This window comes from Streptomyces sp. UNOB3_S3 (assembly GCF_020740895.1).
Taxonomy (GTDB): Bacteria; Actinomycetota; Actinomycetes; order Streptomycetales; family Streptomycetaceae; genus Streptomyces.
The window spans coordinates 1-12,411 of the sequence record NZ_JAILXP010000041.1 but is presented as its reverse complement, the minus strand read 5'-3'; the positions used below and the strand labels follow the sequence as shown (position 1 = coordinate 12,411).

Sequence of the window (12,411 nt, the reverse complement as noted above, 5' to 3'; positions counted from 1 at the left end):
CGGTCACCGCACCCGCCACCGTCCCGTCCTGGTCGGCGACCAGGGTGAGGATGTGGTCGGTGACGGCGAGGGAGTTGGGGTGGTCGAAGACGAGGGTGGCGGGGAGGCGCAGACCGGTGACGCGGTTGAGCTGGTTGCGCAGCTCCGTCGCCGCCAGGGAGTCGAAACCGAGCTCCTGGAACGCCCGCTCCGCACCGATCGCCTCAGCCGATCCGTGCCCCAGCACGGCCGCGACCTGACCGCGCACGATCTGGAGCACCGCACGGTGTCGCTCGCCGCCGGTGAGCCCGGCCAGGCGCGCCCGCAGTCCGGTGGCGGTGACGGCGGTCGCGTCGGCGGCCGTGGCACGCCGGACCCTGGGGGCGAGGCCGCGCAGGAGGGCGGGGATCTCGTCGGTACGGGTGCGCAGGGCAGCCGTGTCGACATGGATGGGAACGACCGCGGGCCGCTCCGAATCCAGCCCGGCCGCGAACAGCTCCAGACCCGCCGCGTGCGACAGCACCGGGACGCCCTGGGTGGCCATGCGCTTGCGGTCGACGTCGCTGAGGAACTGGCCGAGCCCGGCACCCACGTCCCACAGGCCGAAGGCCATCGACGTCGCGGGCAGCCCCTCGGCGTGGCGCTGCTGCGCCAGGGCGTCGAGGAAGACGTTCGCGGCCGCGTAGTTGCCCTGCCCGGCGGCGAGGACGAGCCCGCCGGCCGAGGAGAAGGTGACGAAGGCCGTCAGGTCCATCTCACGGGTCAGCTCGTGCAGCCACCAGGCGGCATCGGCCTTGGGCGCGAGCACGGCGTCGACGCGCTCGGGGGTCAGCGCCCCGACGAGGCCGTTGTCACCGATTCCGGCAGCGTGGATCACGGCGGTGAGCGGCCGGTCGGTGGTGATTCCGTCCACCACGGCGGCCAGCGCCGCACGGTCGGACACATCACAGGCGACGACCCGTGCGTCCGCGCCCAGGTCGGCCAGGTCCGACACCAGCTCCAGAGCACCCGGAGCCTCCAGACCCCGACGACTCGTCAGCGTCAGATGCCGGACACCACGCTCAGCCACGAGGTAACGGGCCACAACCGCGCCCAGACCACCCGTACCACCGGTAATCAGCACCCCACCCTCAACATCAAGGGAGACATCCGCTGCCTCAAGCTCAGAGGTCAGACGCACCAGGCGCGGCACCAGCACCTCACCACCACGCACCGCCACCTCCGGCTCACCCGAGGCCAGCGCCGCGACCAGCGCCTCCCCCGGATCCCCATCGGTGTCCACCAGGACGAACCGGCCCGGATTCTCCGCCCGCGCCGAACGCACCAGACCCCACACCGGAGCCTGCACCACATCCAACGCCACACCATCAGCCACAGCCACCGCATTCCGCGTGACCACAGCAAGACGCGAACCTTCGAAACGCTCGTCGGACAGCCACTCCTGCACCGCGTCCAGCACGCGGCTCAGCACGGCCCGTACGCCATCGGGCACATCGCCCGCCGGCTCCGTCGCGCCGCAGTCCAGCACCACGACGTCCGGCACGGCGTCGAGATCGGCGACCGTCTCCCAGGGCGCCCACGACACCACCGCATCATCCGCAGCCGCCGCGCCGGACCACTCGATCCCGTACAGCGGCCGACCCGTGCGTCCGCCGGCGTCCAGCTGCTCGGCCGACACCGGCCGGCCCGCCACGGAGCCCACCGTGAGCACCGGTCGGCCGGTCACGTCGGAGACCGTCAGCGACAGCGCGCCGTCGCCCTTGCGGGAGAGACGCACCCGGACCGCCGAGGCGCCCACGGCATGCAGCGCCACATCGGTCCAGGCGAAGGGGACCACCGTCCCGCCCCCGCCGTCACCGGCGAGGATCGCGGCGTGCATGGCGGCGTCCAGCAGCGCCGGGTGCAGACCGAACGTCCCACCATCGGTGCCCTCCGGCAACGCCACCTCGGCGAACAGCTCGTCGCCCGCCCGCCACGCGGCCCGCAGGCCCTGGAACACCGGGCCGTAGGCGTAGCCGTACTCCGCGAACGTCGCGTACGCGCCCTCGACGGGCAGCGGCTCGGCGCCCGCCGGGGGCCAGGCAGCAGAGGTGTCGGTGTCCGGGGCCCCGGCGCCCGGGGCGAGCACGCCGGTGGCGTGCTGGGTCCAGGGGTCGAGCACCCGGCCCTCCGGCCGGGAGTGGATGCCGAGGGTGCGGCGTCCCGTGGCGTCCAGTGCGCCGACGCGCACCTGGATCTGTACCGCCCCGCCTTCCTCGGGCAGCAGCAGGGGCGCGGTGAGCGTGAGTTCCTCGACGAGGTCGCAGCCGACCTCGTCACCGGCCCGGACGGCGAGTTCGAGCAGTCCGGTGCCGGGGACGAGGACCGCGCCCTGGACGACGTGGTCCGCGAGCCACGGCTGCGACTGCACGGACAGCCGGCCGGTGAGCAGGTGGCCCTCGGCGTCGGCGAGTTCGAGGGCGGCGCCCAGCATCGGGTGTCCGGCCGATCCGAGGCCCGCGAAGCGCACGTCACCGGCGCGGGCCTGCACGCCCGTGGGCCAGAACCGTTCGCGCTGGAACGCGTACGTCGGCAGGTCGACCCGGCGTGCGCCGGTACCGGTGAAGAGGGCGGACCAGTCGGCGTCCGCGCCGAGCACGTACAGGCGGGCGACGGCGTCGAGGAGCGCCCGCTCCTCGTCCCGGCCCTTGCGCAGGGCGGGGGCGAAGGCGGCCTCGTCGTCGGCCGATTCGGCGGCCAGGGCGGACAGGGACCCGTCCGGTCCGAGCTCCAGGAACGACCTCACGCCCGCCGCCCGCAGCGTCCGCACGCCGTCGGAGAAGCGAACCGCCTCCCGGACGTGCCGCACCCAGTACTCCGGGGAACGGAGCTGCTCGTCGGTGGCGGCTTCACCGGTCAGGTTCGATACGAGGGGGATGGTGGGGGTGCCGTACGTCAGGCTCTCGGCGACGGCGCGGAAGTCCGCGAGCATCGGCTCCATGAGCGGCGAGTGGAAGGCGTGCGAGACGCGGAGCTGGGTGGTCTTGCGGCCCTGCTCCTCGAAGTGGGCACGGACCGCCCCGACGGCCTCCGCGGCTCCCGAGACCACCACCGACGACGGCCCGTTGACCGCCGCGATCGCGACCTCGTCCGTCAGCAGCGGCCGGACCTCGTCCTCGGTGGCCCGTACGGCCACCATGGCACCGCCCGGGGGCAGGGCCTGCATCAGCCGTCCGCGAGCCGCGACGAGCCGGCAGGCGTCGTCCAGCGAGAGGACACCCGCGACGTGCGCGGCCGCGATCTCACCGGTGGAGTGGCCGAGCAACTGGTCCGGGCGTACGCCCCAGGACTCCAGCAGCCGGAAGAGCGCGACTTCGACGGCGAAGAGGCCCGTCTGGGCGTACACGGTCCGGTTCAGCGCCTCCGGGTCCTCGCCCCAGATGACGTCGCGGAGCGGCCGGTCCATATGCTCGTCCAGACCCACGCACACCGCGTCGAACGCGTCGGCGAACACCGGGAAGCGGGAGTACAGCTCACGGCCCATGCCGAGCCGCTGGGAGCCCTGGCCGGAGAAGAGGAAGGCGACCTTGCCCGGGCGCGTCGTTCCCTCCGCGTGCTCCTCCGACCGGTCGGCCGCGAGCGCCGACAGGGAGCGCAGGACGTCGTCCCGGTCCGCGCTGAGCAGAACGGCCCGGTGGGAGAAGACCGCCCGGCTCATCACCAGCGAGTACGCGACATCGGCGAGCCTCGGCTCCGGCTGGTCCTGGAGGTGGGCCAGCAGGCGTGCCGCCTGGGCCCGAAGCGCGGCTTCGGTCCTGCCGGAAAGCAACAAGGGCACGACCGCGCCCGATTCCGATGCCTCCACCGGCTCGGGCTCCGGCTCGGCCTGTTCCAGGATCACGTGTGCGTTCGTCCCGCTGATGCCGAACGACGACACACCCGCCCGGCGCGGCCCTTCACCCTCCGGCCAGTCCGTCCGCTCCGTCAGCAGCTCCACAGCACCCGCCGACCAGTCCACGTGCGACGACGGCTGGTCAACGTGCAGCGTGCGCGGCAGGACACCGTGCCGCATCGCCATGACCATCTTGATGATCCCGGCCACGCCCGCTGCCGCCTGGGTATGCCCGATGTTGGACTTCACCGAGCCGAGCAGCAGCGGCCGCTCCTCCGGCCGTCCCTGGCCGTACGTCGCCAGCAGCGCCTGCGCCTCGATCGGGTCACCAAGCGTCGTACCCGTACCGTGCGCCTCGACGACGTCGACATCGCCGGTGGACAATCCACCGCTCGCGAGCGCCTGGCGGATCACCCGCTGCTGCGACGGACCGTTCGGCGCCGTCAGACCGTTCGACGCACCGTCCTGGTTGACCGCCGAACCGCGCACGGTCGCCAGAATCCGGTGACCGTTGCGACGGGCGTCCGACATGCGCTCCAGCACGAGGATGCCGGCGCCTTCGCCCCAGCCGACGCCGTCGGCGCCGTCCGCGAAGGCCTTGCAGCGGCCGTCGGCGGAGAGCCCGCCCTGGCGGGAGAACTCGACGAAGGTCAGCGGCGTCGACATCACCGTCACACCACCGGCCAGTGCCAGCGAGCACTCACCCGAACGCAGCGCCTGGGCAGCCAGGTGCAGTGCGACGAGCGAGGACGAGCAGGCCGTGTCGACGGTCACCGCCGGGCCCTCGAAGCCGAAGGTGTACGACACCCGGCCAGACGCCACACTGCCCGCACTGCCACTGCCCTGATAGCCCTCGAACTCACGCCCGGAGAGGAGCTGGGCGTAGTCGTGGTACATGACGCCCGCGAAGACGCCGGTCCTGCTGCCGCGCAGCGTCGCCGGGTCCATTCCGGCCCGTTCCAGGGCCTCCCACGTCGTCTCCAGCAGCAACCGCTGCTGGGCGTCGGTGGTCAGGGCCTCGCGGGGGCTCATGCCGAAGAACTCGGGGTCGAACTCGCCCGCGTCGTGCAGGAATCCACCGGACCGGGTGGCGATGTCGCCCTCACGGTCCGGGTCGTCGAGGTCCCAGCCACGGTCGGCCGGGAAGCCGGAGACCGCGTCCACGCCCTCCGACACCAGCCGCCACAGGTCCTCCGGGGACGACACCCCGCCCGGGAAGCGGCAGCTCATCCCGACGATCACCACCGGATCGTCGACGAGCGACGGCAGCGAGCCGACGGCCTGGAGCGATGCCTCGGGCTCCGCCCCGAAGAGCTCGTCGTACAGATGGCCCACCAGGGCCCGGGCGGTGGGGTAGTCGAACACCGCCGTCGCGGGCAGCCGCAGGCCCGTCGTCCTGCCGAGGCGGTTGCGGAGCTCGATGGCGGTCAGGGAGTCGAAGCCGAGGTCCTGGAACGCCCGCGACGGATCCACCGTGTCCGATCCCGCGTGGCCGAGGACGACGGCGATCTGTGTACGGACGAGGTCCAGCAGCGCGTCGCGCCGCTCGGCCTCGGAGACCGCCGCCAGCCGCCGGACCAGTTCGGAGGCGGCGGCCGCGCCCGCGCCGGCCGTACGCCGGACGCGGGTGCGGACGAGGCCGCGCAGCAGCGCGGGCACCTCGCCCCGCGCCCGCAGGGCCGCGAGGTCCAGGCGTACGGGCAGCAGCGCCGGCCGCGACGCGGACACCGGCAGCGCGGCGTCGAACAGCGCGAGGCCCTGCTCCACGGACAGCACCGGCATACCGGAACGCGCGATCCGCTGGACGTCGGCGTCGGTCAGCGTGCCCGTCATGCCGCTGTCCTGGGCCCACGGGCCCCAGGCGAGCGACGCGCCGACGAGCCCCTCGGCCCGGCGGCGCAGGACGAGTGCGTCGAGGAAGGCGTTGCCTGCCGCGTAGTTCGCCTGACCCGCGCTGCCGAAGGTACCGGCGACGGAGGAGAAGACGACGAACGCGTCGAGGTCGAGGTGCTTGGTGGCCTCGTGGAGGTTCCAGACAGCGTCGACCTTCGGCCGCAGGACCGCCGAGAGACGATCCGGGGTGAGGGAAGCAATGATTCCGTCGTCCAGAACGCCGGCGGTGTGCACCACAGCCGTGATCCGGTGCCGGGAGACGAGATCGGCCACCGCAGCCGGGTCCGCGACGTCGCACGCCTCCACGGCCACGTCCACGCCGTGGGTGGCCAGTTCGGCGACCAGTTCCTCGACGCCCTCGGCGGCGGGGCCTCTCCGGCTGACGAGTACGAGGTCGCGCACGCCGTGCGCGGTCGCCAGGTGCCGGGCGACGATACGGCCGAGGCCGCCCGTGCCACCGGTGACGAGGACCGTTCCGCCGGAGCGCCAGGGGGCCTCGGCGACAGGCTCGGACGCCACGCGGCCGAGGCGGGCGGCCAGCACCTCTCCGCCACGGATCAGCAGCTGCGGCTCGTCCACGGCCAGCGCCTGCGGCAGGACGGTCGTGGCGTCGGCTTCGCCGTCGAGGTCCACCAGACCGAAGCGGCCCGGGCTCTCCAACTGCGCCGAGCGGACCAGACCCCACACCGCGGCACCGGCCAGGTCGTCGCCCGCGACGGCGCCACGGGTGATGAACACCAAGCGCGAGGAGGCGAATCGCTCCTCGCCGAGCCACGACTGGACGAGTGCGAGCGCGCGGGCGGCAGCGGCGTGGACCGAGTCCACCACCTCGTCGTCAGCGCCGGTCACCGCCGTCACGACGACGGCCGGGACGGCGTCGTCGTCGGCCAGCGAGTCGAGGTCCGTGTACGGCACGGCCTCGGCGTCCGTTATCTGGACCGGGGTCCAGTCGAGCGCGAAGAGCGAGTCGCGGTCGGCGGTGCGGAGCTGGTCGGCCGCGATCGGCCGGACCACCAGCGACTCCACGGACGCGACCGGGGCACCGGCCGTGTCGGCCACGGCGATGGACAGCCCGCCGTCGGCGGCGGTGCGGATACGGGCCCGTACGGCGGATGCCCCTGTGGCGTGCAGCGAGACGCCCGTCCACGAGAACGGGACACCGCGGCGGTCTTCGGAGCCGGTGACCGCGGAGGCGTGCAGGACGGCGTCGAAGAGCGCCGGGTGCAGACCGTACGCGCCGCCGTCCACGTCCTCGGGCAGGGCCACCTCGGCGAACACCTCGTCGCCGAGCTTCCACGCCGCGCGCAGGCCCTGGAACACCGGACCGTAGTCGAAGCCCGCCTCCGCGAACTCCTCGTAGCTGCTCGTGACATCGACCGGCTCGGCACCCGCCGGCGGCCACGTCAAGGCATCGAAAATCTGCGGTTCGGCGTCCTCGGCGTTGAGGAAACCGTCGGCGTGCAGCGTCCACGGCTCGTCGCCCTCGCGCGAGTGGACGGTCACGGCGCGACGGCCCGCCTCGTCGGGCTCGCCGACGCGCACCTGCACCTGTACGCCGCCCTGCTCGGGCAGGACGAGCGGCGCGGCGAGCGTCAGCTCCTCCAGCACCCCGCAACCGGCCTCGTCGCCTGCCCGCAGCGCCAGCTCCACCAGCGCCGTACCCGGCACCAGCACCGAACCGAGGACGGCATGGTCGGCCAGCCACGCGTGGGTCTGGAGGGACAGCCGTCCGGTGAAGAGGAGGCCGTCGGAGCCCGCCAGCTCCACCGCCGCGCCCAGCAGCGGGTGGTCGGCGGAGCCCAGGCCCGCGAAGCGGACGTCTCCCGCGCGTGCGATCGTGCCCGTGGGCCAGAACCGCTGGTGCTGGAACGCGTACGTCGGCAGGTCCACGCGCCGCGCGCCCGTCCCGGCGTACACGGCGGGCCAGTTCACTGCGGCACCGGAGACGTGCAGCCGCGCCAGGGCGGTGAGCGCCGTCAGTTCCTCGGGCCGGTCCTTGCGCAGGACGGGCACGAGCACGGCGGCCTCGTCGGGCACCGACTCGCGGGCCATGGCGGTGAGCACACCGTCGGGGCCCAGCTCCAGGAAGCGGGTCACGCCCGCCGCGTGGAGGGTGCGTATGCCGTCGGCGAAGCGCACGGCCTCACGGACGTGGCGGACCCAGTAGGCGGCGGAAGCCAGCTCCTCGGGCTTGGCGAGGCCACCGGTGAGGTTGGAGACGACCGGGACGGTCGGGGCGCCGAAGGACAGGCCTTCCACGACCTCCAGGAACCGGGCGAGCATGGGTGCCATCAGCGGCGAGTGGAACGCGTGCGAGACGCGGAGGCGGCTGGTCTTGCGGCCCTCGGCCTCGAAGTGCCCGGCGATCCTGGCGACCGCTTCCTCCGTGCCCGAGACGACGACCGACGACGGGCCGTTGACAGCGGCGATCGTGACATCGTCCGCGACCAGCGGCAGGACCTCGTCCTCCGTCGCCCGGACCGCCGCCATCGCACCACCGGCGGGCAGTTCCTGCATCAGCCGGCCACGGGCCGCCACCAGCGCGCACGCGTCGGCCAGCGGGAGGAGCCCGGCGACGTGTGCCGCCGCGACCTCGCCGATCGAGTGCCCGGCGACGAAGTCCGGACGCACACCCCACGACTCGACGAGACGGAACAGCGCCACCTCGACCGCGAACAACCCGGCCTGCGTGTAGGCGGTCCGGCTGATCAGCTCCTCGTCCTCGCCCCAGATCACCTCACGCAGCGGCCGGTCCATGTGCTCGTCCAGACCCGCGCACACCGCGTCGAACGCGTCGGCGAACACCGGGAAGCGCCCGTACAACTCCCGGCCCATGCCGAGCCGCTGCGAGCCCTGGCCCGAGAACAGCACCGCCGTCTTCCCCGAGCCCGCCGAGCCCTCGACCACACCGGCACCGGCACCGGGCTCACCCGATGCCAGCGCCGCCAGCGCACCCGTCAGCGACTCGGCGTCCTCACCCAGTACCACCGCGCGGTGCGCGAAGTTCGAACGGCTCGACACCAGCGAGAAGCCCACGTCCACGGGACGCTGCCCGTCGACGTGCGTCAGCAGGCGCGACGCCTGATCCCGCAGGGCCGCCTCCGTCTTGCCGGACAGCACCCAGGGCACGACGACCGCGCCCGGCTCCGGAGCGTCCACGACGTGCACGTCCGACGGCTCGGGTTCCGCCTGCTCCAGGATCACGTGCGCGTTCGTCCCGCTGACGCCGAACGACGACACGCCCGCCCGGCGCCGGCCGTCCTCCGCGGCCGTCCAGTCGACCGGTGCGGTCAGGAGCTCGACCGCGCCCGCCGACCAGTCCACGTGGGTGGACGGCTCGTCGATGTGCAGGGTGTGCGGCAGGACGCCGTGCCGCATGGCCATGACCATCTTGATGATCCCGGCGACGCCGGCGGCGGCCTGGGTGTGGCCGATGTTGGACTTCACCGAGCCCAGCCACAGCGGCCGGTCCTCCGGCCGGTCCTGACCGTAGGTGGCCAGCAGCGCCTGCGCCTCGATCGGGTCACCCAGCGTCGTACCCGTACCGTGCGCCTCGACGGCGTCCACGTCGGCGGCCGACAGCCCGGCGCTCGCCAGCGCCTGGCGGATCACCCGCTGCTGCGACGGACCGTTCGGCGCCGTCAGACCGTTGGAGGCGCCGTCCTGGTTGACCGCCGAACCCCGCACCACGGCCAGCACCTGGTGCCCGAGACGCTTCGCGTCCGAGAGCCGCTCCAGGACCAGCATGCCGACGCCCTCCGCCCAGCCGACGCCGTCGGCGGCGTCGGCGAAGGCCTTGCAGCGGCCGTCCGCCGCCAGGCCGCGCTGGCGGGAGAACTCCACGAACGTCGTCGGCGTCGACATCACCGTCACACCGCCCGCCAGTGCCAGCGAGCACTCGCCCGAGCGCAGCGCCTGGGCCGCCCAGTGGAGGGCGACGAGCGAGGACGAGCAGGCCGTGTCGACCGTGACGGCCGGGCCCTCCAGGCCGAAGGTGTACGACACCCGGCCCGAGGCGATGCTGGCGGCGCTGCCGTTGCCCCGGAAGCCTTCGAACTGGTCGCCGACCAGCATGTTTCCGTAGTCGTTGTACATCACGCCGGCGAAGACACCGGTGCTGCTGCCGCGCAGGGTCAGCGGGTCGATGCCCGCGCGCTCGATCGCCTCCCAGGTCGCCTCCAGCAGCAGCCGCTGCTGGGAGTCCGTCGCCAGGGCCTCACGAGGGCTCATCCCGAAGAATTCCGGGTCGAACTCGCCCGCCTCGTGGAGGAAGCCGCCGGAGCGTGTGTAGGAGGTGCCGGGCATGTCGGGGTCGGGGTTGTAGAGGGCCTCGACGTCCCAGCCGCGGTCGGCCGGGAAGCCGGAGACCGCGTCCGCGCCCTCCGACACCAGCCGCCACAGGTCCTCCGGGGAGGACACCCCGCCCGGGTAGCGGCAGCTCATCCCGACGATCACGATCGGGTCGTCGGCCACCGCCGGCAGGGTGGCGGCGGGCGCCTGGGGCGCGGCTTCCGCCTCGCCGCCGAACAGCTCGTCCAGCAGGAAGCCCACCAGGGCCTCCGTGGTCGGGTAGTCGAAGACGACGGTGGCCGAGAGGCGCAGGCCGGTGGCCGCGTTCAGCCGGTTGCGGAGTTCGACGGCCGTCAGGGAGTCGAAGCCGAGGTCCTGGAAGGGGCGCGACGGGTCCACGGTGTCCGCGTCCGCGTGGCCCAGGACGACCGCGATCTGGCCGCGGACCAGGTCCTGGAGCACCTCGTGGCGCTCGACCGGGCCCAGCCCGGTCAGGCGGCCCACGAGTCCGGCGGCGGCCGCCGAGGCCGTCGCCGCCGAGCGGCGGGCGCGGCCCCGGACGAGGCCGCGCAGGAGCGCGGGGGTGTCGCCCTGCGCCCGCAGGGCGGGGAGGTCGAAGCGGACGGGCAGGACGACGGCGTCGTCCACCGTCAGCGCGGCGTCGAACAGGGCGACGCCTTCGGCGGGGGTGAGTTCGGGCATGCCCGAGCGGGCGATGCGGCGGATGTCGACGTCCGACAGGGTGCCGGTCATGCCGCCGTCCTGGGTCCACGGACCCCACGGCATGGAGACGGCGGTGCGGCCGGTGGCCCGCCGGTGCTGGGCGAGGGCGTCGAGGAAGGCGTTGCCGGCCGCGTAGTTGGCCTGGCCCGGGCCGCCGAAGACTCCGGAGACGGAGGAGAAGGTGATGAAGGCGTCGAGGTCGAGGTCCCTGGTCGCCTCGTGGAGGTGCCAGGCCGCGTCGGCCTTCGGGCGGAGGACGGTGGCGAGCCGCTCCGGCGTCAGGGATTCCACCACGCCGTCGTCGAGGACGCCGGCCGTGTGCACGACGGCCGTGATGCGGTGCCGTGCCACCAGCTCGTCCACGGCCGTCCGGTCCGTGACGTCGCACGCCTCGACCGTGATCCCGGCGCCCTGGGCGGTCAGTTCGGCGGCCAGTTCCCCGGCGCCCTCGGCGGCGGGGCCGCTGCGGCTGACGAGGAGGAGGTTGCGTACGCCGTGCGCGGTCACCAGGTGGCGGGCGACGGCGCGGCCGAGGCCGCCCGTGCCGCCGGTGATGAGGACGGTGCCGTCAGCCTTCCAGGGGGAGGTCGTGGTCTCCTGGGGCGTGGCCCGGGCCAGTCGCGCGGTGAGGATCTCGCCGTCGCGGACGAGCAGTTGCGGCTCGTCGGGGGTCAGGGCGAGGGCTCGCGGGAGTGCGGTGAGGCAGGCCGCCTCGTCGCCTTCCAGGTCCAGCAGGCCGAAGCGGTCCGGGTGCTCCGAGCGTGCCGAGCGCACCAGGCCCCACGCGGCCGCCGCGGCGAGGTCATTGCCGACCGTGGCGCCCCGGGTGACGAACACCAGTCGTGATTCGGCGAACCGGTCGTCCGCCAGCCACTCCTGTACGAGTCCCAGGACCCGGGCCGTCGTGGTGTGGACGGAGTCCACCACGGCGTCGGGGTAGCCGTCGCCCGCCACGGGGACGAGCACCGTGCCCGGCACGTCGCCGGCCTCGGCCAGCGCCGCCAGGTCCGTACGGTGGGTGTAGCGCTCGGCGGGGAATGCGGCGGGGGCCTCCGCGCCCAGGACCGCGACCGGGCCCTCCGCGGCGCCCGTTCGCGTCCCGCGCCGGGGTGCGGGTGCCCATCGCAGCTGGAACAGGGAGTCCCGGCCGATCGCGCCCGTGGTGCCCGCGCCCGTCAGCCGGTCGGCGCGGTCGGCCGAGACCGCCCGCAGGACGAGGGTCTCGACGGAGGCGACGGGCTCGCCCTCGGCGTCGGTGACGGTCACGGACACCGAGTCGTCGCCGGTGCGGACGACCCGGACGCGGATCGCCGAGGCGCCGGACGCGTGGAGGGTGACGCCTTCCCAGGAGAAGGGCAGGACGCCGCGCTCCATGCCGTTGAACGCGGTGACGTGCAGGGCCGCGTCCAGCAGCGCCGGGTGGATGCCGTAGGCGGCGGCGTCGCCCTGGCCGGCCTCGGGCAGGGACACCTCGGCGTACATCTCGTCGTCGCGCCGCCAGGCGCGGCGCAGGCCCTGGAAGAGCGGGCCGTAGTCGAAGCCGCCGACGGCCATCCGGTCGTAGAGTCCGGTCAGTTCGACGGGCTCGGCGCCGGTGGGCGGCCAGGTGGTGACGTCGAGGGCGGCGGTGGGCCGCCGCCCTCGACGTCACCACC

Annotated in this window: 1 pseudogene (only partly in view); it reads right to left on the bottom strand. The window is 73.9% G+C overall.

Annotated features, from left to right (window positions below):
- Positions 1-12,370: pseudogene (locus K6I33_RS07175) on the bottom strand (SDR family NAD(P)-dependent oxidoreductase); its annotated part reaches 15,776 nt to the left of the window's first position; the annotation flags it as partial.
- Positions 12,371-12,411: the final 41 nt, after the last annotated feature.